This window comes from Sphingobium limneticum (assembly GCF_008710165.1).
GTDB lineage: Bacteria > Pseudomonadota > Alphaproteobacteria > Sphingomonadales > Sphingomonadaceae > Sphingobium > Sphingobium limneticum.
This window is the reverse complement of record NZ_VYQA01000008.1, coordinates 152,065-167,813: the sequence shown is the minus strand read 5'-3', so window position 1 is coordinate 167,813 and position 15,749 is coordinate 152,065. Positions and strand designations below refer to the sequence as shown.

General features: G+C 64.7%; 14 protein-coding genes, 1 tRNA gene and 1 riboswitch. Of the genes, 14 read left to right on the top strand and 1 reads right to left on the bottom strand.

The window, feature by feature from the left end; genetic code table 11:
• The first annotated feature begins 4 nt into the window (after positions 1 to 4).
• From rsfS to gltB, 13 genes are all read left to right on the top strand, one after another.
• The gene (gene rsfS / locus F4U95_RS12585; protein ID WP_120251026.1) at positions 5 to 394 is read left to right on the top strand and encodes a ribosome silencing factor; all 390 of its coding nucleotides are present in this window, start codon (positions 5 to 7) and stop codon (positions 392 to 394) included.
• A 169-nt stretch (positions 395 to 563) separates the two neighbouring features.
• The gene (locus F4U95_RS12580) at positions 564 to 986 is read left to right on the top strand and encodes a 23S rRNA (pseudouridine(1915)-N(3))-methyltransferase RlmH (RefSeq protein WP_150425916.1); all 423 of its coding nucleotides are present in this window, start codon (positions 564 to 566) and stop codon (positions 984 to 986) included.
• A 69-nt stretch (positions 987 to 1,055) separates the two neighbouring features.
• Entirely contained in the window at positions 1,056 to 2,273 is a 1,218-nt protein-coding gene (locus tag F4U95_RS12575; protein ID WP_425505056.1) for a murein hydrolase activator EnvC family protein, read from the top strand.
• A 104-nt stretch (positions 2,274 to 2,377) separates the two neighbouring features.
• A complete protein-coding gene (locus F4U95_RS12570; RefSeq protein WP_120251029.1) occupies positions 2,378 to 3,727 on the top strand; it encodes a S41 family peptidase in 1,350 nt (449 codons plus the stop codon).
• 71 nt (positions 3,728 to 3,798) lie between these two features.
• The gene (locus F4U95_RS12565) at positions 3,799 to 4,293 is read left to right on the top strand and encodes a disulfide bond formation protein B (protein WP_120251030.1); all 495 of its coding nucleotides are present in this window, start codon (positions 3,799 to 3,801) and stop codon (positions 4,291 to 4,293) included.
• On the top strand, positions 4,290 to 4,844 hold the full coding sequence (locus tag F4U95_RS12560) for a demethoxyubiquinone hydroxylase family protein (protein WP_150425914.1): 555 nt from the start codon (positions 4,290 to 4,292) through the stop codon (positions 4,842 to 4,844). Before F4U95_RS12565 ends, F4U95_RS12560 begins: the two co-directional genes overlap by 4 nt.
• Before the next feature lie 30 nt (positions 4,845 to 4,874).
• Complete coding sequence (locus F4U95_RS12555) at positions 4,875 to 5,423, top strand: hypothetical protein (protein WP_120251032.1); 549 nt, start codon at positions 4,875 to 4,877, stop codon at positions 5,421 to 5,423.
• An 89-nt stretch (positions 5,424 to 5,512) separates the two neighbouring features.
• Positions 5,513 to 5,914 (top strand): hypothetical protein, encoded by a 402-nt coding sequence (locus F4U95_RS12550; protein WP_150425913.1) that lies wholly within the window; start codon positions 5,513 to 5,515, stop codon positions 5,912 to 5,914.
• A 47-nt stretch (positions 5,915 to 5,961) separates the two neighbouring features.
• Positions 5,962 to 6,131: riboswitch (yybP-ykoY riboswitch) on the top strand.
• 99 nt (positions 6,132 to 6,230) lie between these two features.
• Positions 6,231 to 6,809: a TMEM165/GDT1 family protein gene (locus F4U95_RS12545; protein WP_120252200.1), complete on the top strand. Its 579-nt coding sequence runs from the start codon at positions 6,231 to 6,233 to the stop codon at positions 6,807 to 6,809.
• 80 nt (positions 6,810 to 6,889) lie between these two features.
• Complete coding sequence (locus F4U95_RS12540) at positions 6,890 to 7,816, top strand: complex I NDUFA9 subunit family protein (RefSeq protein ID WP_150425912.1); 927 nt, start codon at positions 6,890 to 6,892, stop codon at positions 7,814 to 7,816.
• 103 nt (positions 7,817 to 7,919) lie between these two features.
• The gene (locus tag F4U95_RS12535) at positions 7,920 to 8,729 is read left to right on the top strand and encodes an undecaprenyl-diphosphate phosphatase (protein ID WP_120251035.1); all 810 of its coding nucleotides are present in this window, start codon (positions 7,920 to 7,922) and stop codon (positions 8,727 to 8,729) included.
• Between the two features lie 164 nt (positions 8,730 to 8,893).
• On the top strand, positions 8,894 to 10,345 hold the full coding sequence (locus tag F4U95_RS12530) for an NAD(P)-dependent oxidoreductase (RefSeq protein ID WP_150425911.1): 1,452 nt from the start codon (positions 8,894 to 8,896) through the stop codon (positions 10,343 to 10,345).
• 58 nt (positions 10,346 to 10,403) lie between these two features.
• On the top strand, positions 10,404 to 14,942 hold the full coding sequence (gene gltB, locus F4U95_RS12525) for a glutamate synthase large subunit (RefSeq protein ID WP_150425910.1): 4,539 nt from the start codon (positions 10,404 to 10,406) through the stop codon (positions 14,940 to 14,942).
• A 14-nt stretch (positions 14,943 to 14,956) separates the two neighbouring features.
• On the opposite strand, the gene F4U95_RS12520 is transcribed toward gltB, so the two are convergent.
• Positions 14,957 to 15,445, bottom strand: coding sequence for a hypothetical protein (locus F4U95_RS12520; RefSeq protein ID WP_150425909.1), 489 nt, complete (start codon positions 15,443 to 15,445; stop codon positions 14,957 to 14,959).
• A 160-nt stretch (positions 15,446 to 15,605) separates the two neighbouring features.
• On the opposite strand from F4U95_RS12520, the gene F4U95_RS12515 reads away from it, so the two are divergent.
• Positions 15,606 to 15,692, top strand: a tRNA-Leu gene (locus tag F4U95_RS12515).
• Positions 15,693 to 15,749 lie beyond the last annotated feature (57 nt).

Below are 15,749 nucleotides of genomic sequence, written 5' to 3'. Positions count from 1 at the left end.
TTCATTGTCTAACCTCGCCCCTGCCAACGATCCGGCCTTCGCCGCCGATTCCGTGGCCGCTCTCCATGCCCTCGTCATGCAGTCGCTCGACGACGATCAGGCACAGGAAACCATCTCGATCCCGCTGGAAGGCAAGAGCAGCATCGCCGATTATATGGTGATCGCCAGCGGCCGTTCGTCGCGTCAGGTCGCAGCGATCGCCCAGCATCTGGCCGAACGGATCAAGAAGGAAACCGGCCGCTCCGCCCGTGTCGAAGGCCTGCCGGTCGCCGACTGGGTGCTGATCGATGCCGGCGACGTGATCGTCCACCTGTTCAAGCCGGAAGTGCGCAGCTTCTACAATCTGGAACGGATGTGGGGCTTCGTCGACGCACCGGTCGCGGGCAACGCCTGAATCTGTCCGTCCGTTCGTCCTGAGTAGCTGCCGAGCCCTTCGACTGCCTGCTTGCAGCAGGCGCTCAGGGTAAACTTCACCGGAGGTGAAGTCGAAGCGGCGTATCGAAGGACTGCGTGGATGCTTCGATACGGGGCTGCGCCCCTACTCAGCATGAACGGGGTAGGGTTTGCTCCTCCACATCATCGCACGCGGCAAGATCGGGCGCTCGCCCGAAGCCGAGCTGGTCGATCGCTATACCAAGCGATTGACCATGCCGCACAAGATCACCGAAATGCCGGACCGGGGCGGCAAACTGCCCCCCGCCGGTCCCGGCACGGTGACGGTCATGCTGGATGAAAAGGGCAAGCAGCTCGGCTCCATGGACTTCGCCCGCCGGATCGAGGGCTGGCGCGACGCGGGCAGCCGCGAATGCCGCTTCCTGATCGGCGCGGCGGACGGTTTCGACGATGCCGACCGGGCGAACGCCGACCTGCTGATCGCCTTCGGCGCCATGACCTGGCCGCATATGATGGCCCGCGCGATGCTGGCCGAACAGCTCTGGCGCGCCTGCTCCATCCTAGCCAACCACCCCTATCATCGCGAAGGCTAGAACCGCCTGCAATTTCCGCCTAGTCAGGGACGATAGAGGGCAGGGCACCAGGTGAAGCGTAGCATCCTCATGGCAAGCGGACTGACGGGCCTGTTGGCCCTGGCCGCAACGCGCCTGCCCGCTGCGGACGACAGCGCCATCATCCTGTCCGGCACCGCCGGCACCACGCTGGCGCAGGAGCAGCAGGCGCTCAAAAACGCTCGCCGCCAGTCGGACGAGGCACGCGACCGCTCCGCCCGCCTCGACCAGCAGGCCGGCGCCGCCCGCGACGAAGCCGAACAGGCCCGCCGTCGCGCCGCCGCACTCGCCGCCCGCATCCAGCAGGCGGAGGCCGATATTCAGGCCGCCCAAGCCCGCATCGCCATCATCAACCGGCTGCAACGCGCCCAGGCCGCCCGCCTCGCCGCCAAGCAAGAGCCGGTCGTCCGCCTGACCGCCGCGCTCCAGATGATGTCCCGCCGTCCGCTAACCTTGGCGCTGGTGCAACCGGGATCGGTCGCCGACGCCGTGCATATGCGCGCGGTGCTAGGCCAGGTGCTGCCCGTCATCGAACAGCGGACCGCCGGCCTGCGGCAGGAACTGGACAAGAGCCGCGCCCTGCGCGCCACCGCGCAGCAGGCATCCGACGCCCTCACCCAGGCGCAAACCGACCGCAAGGACCGGCAAACCGCCCTTGCCGCATTGGAAGCGCAAAAGCGCGTCGCCGCCCGCGACTATCGCGCCAATGCCGGCATGGAGAGCGAACGCGCCCTCGCGCTGGGCGAACGCGCCCGCGACATCGTCGACCTGATGGACCGGCTGGAGGAAGCGGGCGATCTACGCGAGCGGCTGGCCGCCCTGTCCGGCCCGCTGCTCCGCCCCGCCCGCCCCGATCAGGCCGGCGCCGCCGCCCCGGAGCGCGAGGCTTCCGCCAGCGGACCGCCGCCCTATCGCCTGCCGGTGATCGGCCAACTCGTCACCGGCATGGGAGAGGTCAATGACGGCGGCGTCCGCTCGCGTGGCCTGACGCTGGTGACGCAACCCGGCGCGCAGGCGATCGCGCCGACGGCCGGCCGCATCGCCTTTGCCGGTCCCTATCGCGATTATGGCCAGATATTGATCATCGACCATGGCCAGGGCTGGACCACGCTCATCACCGGCCTGCACCGCGTCACCGCGCAGGTCGGGGACACCGTGCGCCAAGGCGAACCGGTCGGCATTACCGGCCCCGAACGCCCGAATATCACCGTCGAACTGCGCCGCAACGGCCGGCCGGTGGATATCGTGCCGCTGGTGGGGCTGGGTTAACCTTACGCTCATCGATCCCGCGCGACACTCCATCGAAGCGCGCTTTTGCGTTGCGGCACGAATCGGCCTATATCGGAGCATTGATGCACACTCCTAGGACAGCCATGAAATCCACTTTCCTCCAGGGCGCGGTTGCGCTCGGGGCGCTTGCGCTCATTCCGGCTACCACCGCAGCGCTCGCCGATGGGGAGGCGTCGAGCTACAAGGCGCTCGACGAATTCATGGACGTGTTCCAGAAAGTGCGCAGCGACTATGTCGAAAAGGTCGACGACGAAAAGCTGATCAAGGGCGCGATCGACGGCATGCTGGCCAGCCTCGATCCGCACAGCAGCTTCCTGGACGCGCGCGATTTCCAGAATCTGCGCACCCAGACGGAGGGCAGCTATGGCGGCCTCGGACTCTCGGTCACGCAGGAGGATGGCGCGGTCAAGGTGATCGCGCCGACGCAGGACACCCCGGCGTGGCGCGCGGGGATCAAGGCGGGCGACTATATCACCCATATCGACGGCCAACTGATCTATGGCGGCACGCTGGACGAAGCGGTGGAAAAGATGCGCGGCGCGCCGGGTACGTCGCTCAAGCTCACCCTCGTCCGCGCCGGCCGCGACAAGCCGATCGAACTGACCCTGACGCGCGAGATCATCCAGCTCAAGCCCGTCAAATGGGAAGTGAAGAATAATATCGGCGTGATCAACATCGTCAGCTTCTCGGCCAATACCGGGGCGGACGTGCGGTCGGCGATCCGCAGCATCGACAAGAGCCTGGGCCACAAGCCCACCGGCTATATCCTCGACCTGCGCTCCAACCCCGGCGGGCTGCTGGATGAAGCGGTGAACGTCAGCGACGCCTTCCTGGAACGCGGCGAGATCGTATCGCAGCGCGGCCGGGCCAAGGGCGATGTCGAACGCTATTATGCCAAGCCGGGCGACGATGCGAAGGGCCTGCCGGTCATCGTGCTGGTCGATGCCGGTTCCGCCTCGGCCTCCGAAATCGTGGCTGGCGCGTTGCAGGACCAGCATCGCGCGCTGGTGATGGGCGAACGCAGCTTCGGCAAGGGCAGCGTCCAGACGATGCTGCCGCTGTCCAACACGACGGCGCTCAAGCTCACGACCGCGCGCTATTACACGCCATCGGGCCGCAGCGTGCAGGAAGGCGGCATCCAGCCCGACATCCGCGTGCCGCAACTGTCCGATCCCGATTATAAGAACCGACCGAAATATCGCGAAAGCGACCTGCGCCGTCACCTGATCAACGAGATCAAGACCGACGACAAGGTGCTGGAAGAAGATTCGAAGGACGATCCGCGCTTTGCGATGTCGGCCGAGGATCTGAAGAAGAAGGGCGTGGAGGATTTCCAGCTCGACTATGCGCTCAAGACCATCTCGCGTCTTGCCGGCACGCCGGGCGCGACCATCGCCCAGGCACAGGCTGCACGGAAGCCGGGCGCGAAATAATCCGCCGCCCGGCAGACAGGCCGCTGCAAGTTCAGCATGACGAAAGCATGGCGAGGGTTTAAGCGGCTGATATGAACAGCCTGTCTCCCTCCCTTGCCAAGGCCCGCGCGCTGGCGCTGCTCGCGCCGCTCGTCATGCTGGCCGGTGCTTATGCCTTTCAATATGTAGGCGGCCTGCATCCGTGCGAAATGTGCTGGTGGCAACGTTATGCCCATTTCGCCGCCATCCCGTTGGCACTGGTCGCCTATGCTGCGCGCGGGCGCGCCTGCATCAGCGGTCTCTTCGCTGGCCTTGCGGGCATTGCCGTCGGCATTAGCGGCCTCATCGGCCTGTTCCATGCCGGCGTCGAATATGGCTGGTGGGAAGGCCTCACCACCTGCTCCACCTCGCCCGCCGGCGGCAGCGGCGCCGACATATTGAACCAGATCATGGCCAGCCCCATCACCCGCTGCGACGTTGCCGCATGGAAGATGGCCGGCATTTCGATGGCTGGCTATAACGGCCTCTTGTCCAGCGCGGTCGCACTCGCCATCTTGGCCCTGCTGCTAAAAGCGAGGAAAGCATGAGCGTTGCCAAGGATTTCCCCCGGCCGGGCAAGCGTTTGAGCGACGCCGATCGCGCCTCCATGGTGCGGGTCGACCAAGCCGGTGAGTTCGGCGCGGTGCGCATCTATGGCGGGCAACTGGCCGTGATGGGCGATCGTCATCCCTATGGCCGGCTGATCGCCGGCATGGCGGCGCAGGAAGAACGGCATCGCGCCGCTTTCGACGCGATGATCGCGCGGCGCGGCGTGCGGCCGACCATCCTCTCCCCCTTCTGGCATGTCGCCGGCTTCGCGCTGGGCGCGGTGACCGCCGCAATGGGGCCGAAAGCCGCCATGGCCTGCACCGCTGCGGTCGAAACCGAAATCGACAAACATTATGCGGATCAACTGGAGGCTCTGGGCGAAGAAGATCCGGAACTCTCGACCGCCATCGCGGATTTTCAGGCGGAGGAGGTCGAGCATCGCGAGGCCGCCATCGCCCATGGCGCCGAACAGGCCCCAGCTTACCCCCTCCTGTCGGGCGCCATCCGTTTGGGATGTCGGGCCGCCATCGCCCTATCGAAAAGAATATGACGCCCAAGCGCATCTGAAAAGGACGGACTGATGATGAAGACCCCGATGATCGCCAAGGCTTTGACCCTCGGGCTGCTGATGCTGGGCGCGTCCGTCCCCGCGCTGGCCCAACCCGCGTCCGCTCCGACCGCCGTGACCGATCCGGCGTCGGAAAAGGTCAATATCGTGATCGTCTATGGCGATGATGCCTGCCCGCAAAGTGCCGGTAACGACATCGTCGTATGCGCGCGCAAGGGGGAAGAGGAACGCTATCGCATTCCCGAACCGCTGCGCGGCGACCCGAACAAGCCGAGCAATCAGGCCTGGGGCGAGCGCGTGCGATCGATGGAATATGTCGGCCGGTCCGGCACGGAAAGCTGCTCGCCGGTGGGCGGCGGCGGCGCGACCGGCTGTTTCGCGCAATTGTCGCGTCTGGCCAAGGCCGAGCGACAGGCGCTGGACAATGCCAGCTGGAAGGATCTGGTCGCGGCCGAGCGCGCCAAGCGCCTGTCGACGATCGATTCCGACAGCGATGCTATCGAAGCGCGCGTGAAGGCGGAAGAAAAGGCGGCGGCACAGCAAACGCCGCCGCAGAAATAACGGTTTCGGGGCGCCGGCGGCGTCCCGACCATGAACCGCCGGGCCATGGGCACGTCCGGCATGTGACAGGGGTGTGAAGGATTTTGTTGATGCGCCACCCTGTCCTGCTCCCCCTGATCGGCCTGCTGCTGGTCCCGATGCTGCCCGCAACGGCCGCCGCACAAGCAGAACCGCCGCCCGAACGGATCATCAACCTGCTGGTCTATGGCGACGATCCCTGCCCGCAAAGCAAGGGCGACGAAATCGTCGTATGCGCGCGCAAGCCCGAATCGGAACGCTATCGCATCCCCAAGAAGCTGCGCGAAAAGCCGGCCGTCGCTGGTGGCCCCGGCTGGGGCAGCCAGGTCGCGAACATGGAACAGGTGCAGCGGCAGAACCTGCCCAACAGCTGTTCGGTGATCGGCAGCAACGGCTTTACCGGCTGCACCGCGCAGATGCTGCAACAATGGTTCGCCGAACGGCGGATGCAGCAAAGCGCCGGCGAACCCTGACCGCAGCGGGAGTCAGGCTTGCCATCTGCCTCCGCTTCCCGTAACGCGCACTCGTCATCTGGGGAGTAGCCAGCCGTTCCGCGTCAAGCGGACGGGCCATGCGTCAACATATTTGGTCGAGAGGCCATGGCGTATGGGATGCGGATACGAAAGCATCGCGCGTAAAAGTGGGCACCGGTTTTACGCTCGCAGCGATGCTTCAATGATGTTCCGCATCGGGCGAGACCAATGGCATCGACGCTTTCCTGTCCGGCCGGGCGAAAAGCGACGATGGCATTGTGTCTGCTTAACCTACGCCCGGCCCGGAAACATGACGATGGAAGCTCTCCTTACCTCCGCCGCGCTGGTCGCGCTCGCCGAAATGGGCGACAAGACGCAATTGCTCGCCATGCTGCTTGCCACCCGCTTCAGAAAGCCGGTGCCGATCATCCTGGGCATTTTCGCCGCTACCGTGGCCAATCATTTCCTCGCCGCGCTGGTCGGCCATTCGATCGCCGGCGTGTTGACCCAACCCTGGTTCCGCTACGCCGTCGCCGCCTCCTTCATCGCCATGGCCGCCTGGACGTTGGTGCCTGACAAGATCGACGAGGACGCACCGCTAAAGGCTCCGTCCAAGGCGGGCGTGTTCGTCACCACCCTGGTCGCTTTCTTTCTGGTCGAGATGGGCGACAAGACGCAGGTCGCCACCGTGGCGTTGGGTGCCCGTTTCGACAATCTGATCGCCGTCACCATGGGCACGACGCTGGGCATGATGGTCGCCAATGTGCCGGCCGTGCTGTTTGGCGAAGCGCTGGCCAAGAAGGTGCCGATGCGTGCGTTGCAGGTCGGCGCGGCACTGCTGTTCCTGGGTCTGGGCCTTTGGATGCTGGCCGATTTGCAGGGCTGGCTGAGCTAAAGCCGGTTGTCAGCGCGCGGTGGCTGTTGCAAGGGGAATGGCAGAGTCATTCCCCTAAACATGGATATGGGACGCGCGTGATGAAGGACAGTCTGGTAACGATCTTCGGCGGCGGCGGCTTTCTGGGCCGACAGGTCGCGCAGGCGCTGATGGCGCGCGGCGCGCGCGTGCGGATTGCGCAGCGCGACCTGGCCAGCGCGGTCAAGATAAAGGCACTCGGCAATCTGGGCCAGTCCCAGTTCGTCGCGGCCGACATCCGCAAGCGCGCAACGGTCGATCGCGCCATTCATGGCAGCGACATCGTCATCAACCTGGTCGGGGTCCTGTCCGGCGATTTCGACGCCTTCCATCGTGACGGCGCGGCCAATGTGGCTCAGGCCGCTGCGGCAGCAGGCGTCAGGGCGCTGGTCCATATCTCCGCCATCGGCGCGGACGCTAACAGCCCCAGCGCCTATGGCCGGTCGAAGGCAGCAGGCGAAGACGCGGTCAAGGCCGCCTTCCCGACCGCGACCATCATCCGTCCCTCGATCATCTTCGGTGCGGAAGACCAGTTCCTCAACCGCTTCGCGCAACTCATCGGCTCCGCGCCGGTGATCCCGGTGATCAGCGCTGCGACCAAGTTCCAGCCCGTCTATGTGGCCGACGTCGCACAGGCGATCGCCAATGCAGCCGAGCAGCCCGGCATCTTCGGTGGCAAGACCTTCGAGGTCGCCGGTCCGCAGGTGATGAGCATGAAGGAAATCAACGCCTGGATCGCCAAGGCGATCGGCCGCGACAAGCCGCTAGTGGACGTCCCCAATGGCTTCGCCTCTCTGCTGGCGCTGCTGCCCGGCGGGCCGATCACCCGCGACCAACTCGCCATGCTGGGCCGCGACAATGTCGCCGCTCCGGGCAGCGAAGGATTGGCCGCGCTGGGCATCGACGCGACGCCGCTGACCGCCGTCGCCGGCAAGTGGATGGTCCGTTATCGCCGCCATGGCCGCTTCGCCGGCCGGGTCAGCGCCTGAACTTTAGAGAAGGAGGCGGGGCAATCGTTCGGATAGCCTCGCCAACAATGCTCCTCCCCGAAACCGGGGAGGATTTTTTATGCCAAGCACATAGGGCTTTGCCATGGACCTCCATTATCTGACCGTCATCCTGCTGGGCATCGTCGAGGGGCTGACCGAATTTCTGCCCGTGTCCTCGACCGGCCACCTGATCCTGGCGAGCGAATTGCTGGGCTATGACAGTTCCACCTGGGCGATGTTCAACGTCATCATCCAGCTGGGCGCGATCCTGGCGGTGGTGGTGCTCTACTGGCGCACCTTCTGGGCGGTGGGCATGGGCCTGCTGCGCCGCGAGCCGGTCAGTTGGCGCTTCCTGCGCAACCTCATCATCGCCTTCATCCCTGCCGCCATCATCGGCCTGGCCGTCCACGACTATGTCGAGATGCTGTTGGGCGCACCCAAGGTCGTCGCCTGGGCACTGATCGCCGGCGGCGTTGCGATCCTGCTGATCGAACGCGCGGTGAAGGAGCATCGCTTCCACGGCATCGCAGACATTCCTGTCGTCCGCGTGATCGGTATCGGCCTGATCCAATGTATCGCGATGATCCCCGGCGTCAGCCGTTCGGGCGCGACGATCATGGGCGCGCTGACGCTGGGCGTCGAACGCCGCACTGCCGCAGAATTCAGCTTCTTCCTTGCCATCCCCACCATGTTGGGCGCGACGACGCTGGAGCTGCTCAAAAAGGGTGATCAGATCACCAGCGCCGCCGTGGGATGGGACAGTATCGCACTGGGCTTCATCGTCTCCTTCATCGTCGCTTTGCTGGTCATCAAATGGTTCGTCGGGCTTGTGTCGAAACATGGTTTCGCCCCCTTCGCCTGGTATCGAATCATTGCCGGCGTGGCTGCCCTTATCTGGCTCGCAGCGAGGTAGGTCCGGATCGGTCCCAATTACGGCCCAATATTTGCGACCCATTCTCAACAACGACGAAATTGCCTAAATAATAGGTAAGCTTTGCTTACTTAACTCTCAGAATCGACGTGACTCCGTCGGTTTTCCTGCTATGCGCACTTCAGCAACATAGTAGGGACTAGGGTATGGCCGACAATCCGATGCTGAAATTCGTGGGTAAGGTGCAATCCTACCCGGAAAAACGCGCGGCCGATGATCGCGCCGACGATTTTCTGGAAATCAGCAAGTCGTTCATTCTGGACAAGGCTGAAGAGCAGGCCTCGCGCTGCTCGCAATGTGGCGTGCCTTATTGTTCGACCCATTGCCCGCTGCACAATCATATCCCGGACTGGCTGCGCCTGACCGCCGAGGGGCGTCTTCGCGAAGCCTATGAGCTGTCGAACCTGACCAGCACCATGCCGGAAATCTGTGGTCGCATCTGCCCGCAGGATCGCCTGTGCGAAGGCAATTGCGTCATCGAATTTTCCGGCCATGGCGCCGTGACCATCGGCAGCGTCGAAAAATACATCACCGACACCGCCTGGAAGGAAGGCTGGGTCGAAGCACTCGTCCCCGGTCAGCCGCGCGGCCAGTCGATCGGCGTCATCGGCGCGGGTCCGGCCGGCCTGACCACCGCCGAATATCTGCGCGTGGCCGGCTATGATGTGCATGTCTACGACCGGCACGACCGCGCCGGCGGTCTGCTGACCTATGGCATCCCCGGCTTCAAGCTGGAGAAGGACGTGGTCATGCGCCGCATCCAGCGCCTCAAGGACGGTGGCATCGTCTTCCACGACAGCTTTGAGATCGGCCGCGACGCCACGCTGGAACAGTTGCGCCAAAAGCATGACGCGATCCTGATCGCGACGGGCGTCTACAAGCCGCGCGACATCAAGGCGCCTGGCGTGGGTGCGGCGGGCGTGGTCAAGGCGCTCGATTATCTCACCGCTTCCAACAAGGCCGGGTTCGGCGACGCCGTGCCCGAACATGAAGATGGCACGCTGTTGGCGACGGGCAAGAATGTCGTCGTCATCGGCGGCGGCGACACGGCGATGGACTGCGTCCGCACCGCCATTCGCCAGGGCGCCAAGTCGGTGAAGTGCCTCTATCGCCGCGACCGCGACAATATGCCCGGATCGCAGCGCGAAGTCGCCAATGCCGAGGAAGAAGGCGTCGAATTCGTCTGGCTGACCGCGCCGATCGCCTTTGAAGGCACGGAGCATGTCACCGGCGTCAAGGTCACCAAGATGCGTCTGGGTCAGCCCGACGCTTCGGGTCGCCGCGCACCGGAAGCCGATCCGGGCAGCGAGCATACGCTGGAAGCGGACCTCGTCATCAAGGCGCTGGGCTATGATCCCGAAGAGCTGCCCAAGCTGTTCGGTGCGGACGATCTGTCCGTCACCCGCTGGGGCACGCTGCGCGTCGATCACAAGACGATGATGACCAGCGTGGACGGCGTGTTTGCGGCCGGCGACATCGTGCGCGGCGCGTCTCTGGTCGTCTGGGCGATCCGCGATGGCCGCGACGTGACCGACCATATGCACCGCTATTTGAAGGCGAAGGCCAAGGCAGCGGCGGGCGAGCGGGTCGCGGCATAAACTGCCGCCCCGCCTCACCCCTGCCTCATCTCATCATCATCGGAAGGAAGGCCCGATCATGACCGACACCAATTTCATGGCCAGCCCGGAAGAGCGCGCACGCATCGCTGCCCAGGGCATGTATCACCCCGATCTGGAAGGCGACGCCTGTGGCGTGGGCCTGGTCGCCGCGACCGATGGCCGGCCGAGCCGCCGCGTGGTTGCCAGCGCGATCGACGCGCTCAAGGCCGTGTGGCACCGTGGTGCCGTGGACGCCGATGGCAAGACCGGCGATGGCGCCGGCATCCATGTCGACCTGCCCGTGCGCTTCTTCGATGACGCCATCGCCGATTCGGGTCACAAGCCGCTGCCCAACCGCCTTGCCGTCGGCATGATCTTCCTGCCGCGCACCGATCTTGGCGCGCAGGAAGCCTGCCGCACCATCGTCGAAAGCGAAATCATCGAGGCGGGCTACACCATCTATGGCTGGCGCCAGGTGCCGGTCGACGTGTCCGTCATCGGCCAGAAGGCGCAGGCGACCCGTCCCGAAATCGAGCAGATCATGATCGCCGGCCCGATGCCGGAAGAACGCGATCAGGCCGAGTTCGAAAAGGATCTCTACCTCATCCGTCGCCGGATCGAGAAGAAGGTCATCGCCGCGCAGATCCAGGATTTCTACATCTGCTCGCTGTCCTGCCGCTCGATCATCTACAAGGGGCTGTTCCTGGCGGAATCGCTGTCGGTCTTCTTCCCCGACCTGCAGGATGAGCGGTTCGAAAGCCGCGTGGCCATCTTCCACCAGCGCTATTCGACCAACACCTTCCCGCAATGGTGGCTGGCCCAGCCCTTCCGCACCTTGGCGCATAATGGCGAGATCAACACGATCCGCGGCAACAAGAATTGGATGAAGAGCCACGAGATCAAGATGGCCTCCCTCGCCTTTGGCGAGCAGTCGGAGGATATCAAGCCGGTGATCCCGGCCGGCGCGTCGGATACCGCCGCGCTCGACGCCGTGTTCGAAGCGATCTGCCGCTCGGGCCGCGACGCGCCGACCGCCAAGCTGATGCTGGTGCCCGAAGCATGGCAGGCCGACAGCGCCGATCTGCCCAAGCCGCATGCGGACATGTACGAATATCTCGCCTCCGTGATGGAGCCGTGGGACGGCCCCGCCGCTCTGGCGATGACCGATGGCCGCTGGGTCGTGGCCGGCGTGGACCGCAACGCGCTGCGCCCGCTGCGCTACACGCTGACCGGCGACAATCTGCTGATCGTCGGGTCCGAAACCGGCATGGTCGTCGTGCCGGAAACCACCATCGTCAAGAAGGGCCGCATGGGCCCCGGCCAGATGATCGCCGTCGATCTTCAGGAAGGCGAAATCTATGACGACCGGGCGATCAAGGACCAGATCGCCGGCGAACGCCCCTATGGCGACCTGATCAAGGACTTCCTGACCGTCGACGATCTGGCCGATGCGCCCAGCGCATTGCCGACCTGGGACAAGGCGGAACTGACCCGCCGTCAGGTGGCCGCCAACCTGACGCTGGAGGATATGGAGCTGATCCTGTCCCCCATGGTCGAGGATGCGAAGGAAGCGATCGGGTCGATGGGCGACGACACGCCGCTCGCCGTCATTTCCGACAAGCCGCGCACGATCAGCCATTTCTTCCGTCAGAATTTCAGCCAGGTCACCAACCCGCCGATCGATCCGCTGCGCGAACGGCACGTCATGAGCCTCAAGACGCGCTTCTCCAACCTCCACAATATTCTGGAGGAAGGCGCGCAGAACAGCCATGTTCTGGTGCTGGAATCGCCGGTGGTGACGAGCGGCGAATGGTCGCGGCTCAGGGCCTATTTCGGCCCTGCCGTGGCGGAAATCGACTGCACCTTCCCTTCCTCGGGCGGGCAGGAGCAACTGCGCGCCGCCATCGCCCGCATCCGTGAGGAAGCAGAGCAGGCCGTGCGTGAAGGTCGCACCGAAATCTTCCTGACCGACGAAGCCGTCAGCGCCGATCGTGCGGCCATTGCCGGCGTATTGGCAGCAGCGGCGGTGCATACGCATCTGGTCCGCAAGGGGCTGCGCAGCTACGCGTCGATCAACGTGCGCTCGTCCGAAGCGCTAGACACCCATTATTTCGCGGTGCTGATCGGCGTCGGCGCGACGACGGTGAACGCCTATCTGGCCGAAGCCAGCATCGCGGACCGCCATGGCCGTGGCCTGTTCGGCGACCTGTCGCTGGACGCCTGCATCGAGCGTTATCGCACGGCGATCAACGAAGGCCTGCTGAAGATCATGTCCAAAATGGGCATCGCGGTCATCAGCTCCTATCGTGGTGGCTATAATTTCGAAGCGGTCGGCCTGTCGCGCGCGCTGGTCAACGATCTCTTCCCCGGCATGCCGGCGAAGATTTCGGGCGAAGGCTATGCCTCGCTCCATTACAGCGCGATGCTGCGCCATGAGCAGGCGTTCGACGCGACGGCCGTGCGCCTGCCGATCGGCGGCTTCTATCGCCAGCGTCAGGGTGGTGAGAGCCATGCCTATTCCGCGCAGCTGATGCACCTGTTGCAAACCGCCGTGGCGACCGACAGCTATTCCACCTATCTGCAATTTTCGCGCGGCGTGCGCGATTTGCCGCCAGTCTATCTGCGTGACCTGATGGAGTTCAACTTCGCCCGCGAAGCGGTGCCGATCGATGAGGTCGAAGCGACCACCGAGATCCGCAAGCGCTTCGTGACGCCGGGCATGTCGCTGGGCGCGCTCAGCCCCGAAGCGCATGAGACGCTGGCGATCGCCATGAACCGCATCGGTGCCAAGGCCGTGTCGGGCGAAGGCGGCGAGGATGCGAACCGCTTCAAGCCCTATGAAAATGGCGACAACGCCAATTCGGTGATCAAGCAGATCGCGTCGGGCCGCTTCGGCGTCCATGCCGAATATCTGGCATCGGCCGAGGAAATCGAGATCAAGGTCGCGCAGGGCGCCAAGCCCGGCGAAGGTGGGCAGCTGCCCGGCTTCAAGGTGACCGAATTCATCGCCAAGCTGCGCCATTCGACGCCAGGCGTGACGCTCATCTCGCCGCCGCCGCACCACGATATCTATTCGATCGAGGATCTGGCGCAGCTCATCTACGACTGCAAGATGATCAACCCGCGCGCCCGCGTGTGCGTGAAGCTGGTCAGCCAGGCCGGCATCGGCACGGTCGCGGCGGGCGTGGCAAAAGCCCACGCAGACGTCATCCTGATTGCGGGCCATGTCGGCGGCACGGGCGCATCGCCCCAGACGTCGATCAAATATGCCGGCACGCCATGGGAAATGGGCCTGTCCGAAGCCAATCAGGTGCTGACCCTGAACGGTCTGCGCCATCGCGTGAAGCTGCGCACCGACGGCGGCCTCAAGACCGGACGCGACATCGTGATCGCCGCGATCCTGGGCGCCGAGGAATATGGCATCGGCACATTGTCGCTGGTCGCCATGGGCTGCATCATGGTGCGTCAGTGCCACAGCAACACCTGCCCCGTCGGCGTGTGCGTTCAGGATGAAAAGCTACGCCAGAAGTTCACCGGCACGCCGGAGAAGGTCATCAACCTGATGACCTTTATCGCCGAGGAAGTGCGCGAAGTCCTCGCCCGCCTTGGCTTCCGCAGCCTGGACGAGGTGATCGGGCGGACCGAACTGCTCAAGCAGGTCAATCGCGGCGCCGAACATCTGGACGATCTCGACCTGAACCCGATCCTGGCCAAGGTGGATGCGCCCGACGATCAGCGCCGCTTCAGCCTGACCGCGTGGCGCAACGAAGTACCCGACAGCCTGGACGCGCAGATGATGCGCGATGCCAAGGCGGTGTTCGAGCGCGGCGAGAAGATGCAACTGACCTATACGGTGCGCAACACGCATCGTGCGGTCGGCACCCGCCTCTCCTCCGCCGTGACCGACCGGTTCGGCATGTCCACGCTGGCCGATGGCCACCTGACCGTGCGCCTGCGCGGGTCCGCTGGTCAATCGCTCGGCGCTTTCCTCTGCAAGGGCATCACCCTTGAAGTGTTCGGCGACGCCAACGACTATGTCGGCAAGGGGCTTTCGGGCGGCATCATCAAGGTGCGCACGACCGTCTCCAGCCCGCTCTCGTCCAAGGATAACACCATCCTCGGCAACACCGTCCTCTACGGCGCGACCAGCGGCAAGCTGTTCGCGGCAGGTCAGGCCGGCGAGCGCTTCGCGGTCCGCAACTCGGGCGCGCAGGTCGTGGTCGAAGGCTGCGGCGCGAACGGCTGCGAATATATGACCGGCGGCACGGCGGTCATTCTGGGCAAGACCGGCGCCAATTTCGGCGCGGGCATGACCGGCGGCATGGCCTTCATCCTGGACGAGGATGGCAGCTTCCCGACGCAGGCCAACCCGGAAGGCATCGTCTGGCAGCGGCTGGACAGCGCCTATTGGGAAACGCAGGTGAAAGCGCTGATCGCCGAACATGCGGTGGCTACCGACAGCAAATGGTCCAACACCATCCTGGACGATTGGGATCGCTGGCGCCGGTACATCTGGCAGGTCTGCCCTAAGGAAATGCTGGGCCGGCTCTCCCATCCGCTGAGCGACGCACCGGCAGAAACGGTCGCGGCCGAATAATCAAAGCCGCACCATCATTGGGGCAGGATGCTCTCCGCCGCCGTGGGTAATATTATCTGCGGCGGCGCAGCGGCGCCCTGCCTTTCTCGCGTCATCGCCGCAGGCTGCGGCGAGCCATCGCCAGACGCGAATCGTGCGACCTGCGGTGGCAACGGATGGATCCGTACTGGCGGGTCGACGACGACATCCGTTGCACCCTCTTCCGGCAGGGGGTCATAGCCGGTGTCGATCGGCGCATCCGCATCCAACCCTGCCATATCCGCCTTCCAGCGCCGATCGGCAAGCGTCGGGCCGCAACCGGTGCAGTGGATGGCGCCAGGCCCCTCATCGGCTGTGAAGCGCGCTTCTTCCATGGTCTGATCATCGACCGCCGTGTCGATCGTCTCGCTCGCGGACCGCGCGGGCGCCTGCGGGCTGGTGACAAAGCTGCCGAGGCCAAGGCCCATGACCGCCGCCGCGCCCAGCGTCACGCCGGTGCCCATCCAGAAATGTGCCGAGAGCATGTGTCTTCTCCCATGCCGGCGACGCCGCTGCGCCGGGCCGGCCTCACCTTCTCCAATCAATCACAACGCAGATGCAGATCACTTGTTGCATGACCCAAAAGCCTTTGCTAAGGGCCGCCTCCTACCAAGTCACCGGCCCCGCCGGTTTCCTATTTGATGTGCGGTCATGGCGGAATTGGTAGACGCGCAACGTTGAGGTCGTTGTGGCCGAAAGGCCGTGGAAGTTCGAGTCTTCTTGACCGCACCATCACCCCGCCGGGCCTATGGCCCGGCAGATAACTCCCCCCTCGGAACGATTGGCTGT